Raw genomic sequence first — 745 nt, 5'->3', positions numbered from 1 at the left:
CTGTGACGCTGCTGGCCGACGGGACGCGCGTGCTGGCCCTGTCCGCAGTGGCCGACACCATCAAGCCAACGTCCCGGCGGGCGATTGCCGAACTGCAGGCCCTGGGCGTCACGCCCGTGATGCTGACCGGTGACAATGCTGCCACCGCGCAAGCCATCGCTTCGCAGGCCGGCATCAGCGACGCGCGCGGCGACCTGCTACCCGAGGCCAAGCTCGAAGCCATCAGGGAAATGCAGCGGCACTACGGCGCCACCGGCATGACAGGCGACGGCATCAACGACGCGCCCGCGCTGGCGCAGGCCGACATCGGCTTCGCCATGGGCGGCGCCGGCGCCGACACGGCCATGGAAGCGGCCGACGTGGTGATCATGAACGACAACCTGGAGCGTGTGGCCGAAACGGTGCGGCTGTCACAACGCACGCATGCCATCCTGTGGCAGAACATCAGCCTGGCCCTGGGCATCAAGGGCATCTTCCTGCTCCTGGCCATCTTCGGCACGGCAACGATGTGGATGGCGGTGTTTGCCGACATGGGCGCCAGCCTGCTGGTGGTGGGCAATGGCTTGCGTTTGCTGCGCGGCCGGCGGAACTAGATTGTTATAGATTTAATAGCTGCTCGCGCTCATCCCTACTGCGCTGGAGGCCTAAAAATGCATAAAACCCGAAGTGGCCCGGAAAGGCCCGCTTCGGGTTTTTGCATGCGGCGCCTGCGAAAGGTGCAGGCAATAGATGATCAGCGCTCGAC

Annotated in this window: 1 protein-coding gene; it reads left to right on the top strand. The window is 65.0% G+C overall.

The genetic code is table 11. The annotated features are described in order from the left end of the window. Positions 1–593 (top strand): HAD-IC family P-type ATPase (locus tag AC1D1X_RS24880; protein ID WP_477699568.1); only part of this gene is annotated, 593 nt, incomplete at its 5' end. Positions 594–745 lie beyond the last annotated feature (152 nt).

This window comes from Polaromonas sp. P1_G4 (genome assembly GCF_056405475.1).
This window is presented reverse-complemented; position numbering and strand designations above follow the sequence as displayed.